Annotated in this window: 1 tRNA gene; it reads left to right on the top strand. The window is 55.0% G+C overall.

Features of this window, described 5'->3' with window-relative positions:
• Positions 1-127: 127 nt before the first annotated feature.
• Positions 128-204, top strand: a tRNA-Asp gene (locus OGX83_RS00020).
• Positions 205-211: the final 7 nt, after the last annotated feature.

The raw sequence follows: 211 nt of genomic DNA, 5'->3' as shown, positions 1-211 counted from the left end.
CTCAGAAGTGAAACGCCGTAGCGCCGATGGTAGTGTGGGGTCTCCCCATGCGAGAGTAGGGAACTGCCAGGCATCAAATTGCAGTAAACCGGGATGAAGAATCCGGGTAGTGACAAAGAAATTCGGTGGAGCGGTAGTTCAGTTGGTTAGAATACCTGCCTGTCACGCAGGGGGTCGCGGGTTCGAGTCCCGTCCGTTCCGCCACTTATTA

It is taken from the genome of Citrobacter sp. Cpo074 (genome assembly GCF_030332745.1).
Taxonomy (GTDB): Bacteria; Pseudomonadota; Gammaproteobacteria; order Enterobacterales; family Enterobacteriaceae; genus Citrobacter; species Citrobacter portucalensis.
Note: the sequence above shows the minus strand (reverse complement) of the source record. Positions and strands in the feature narration are given on the sequence as shown.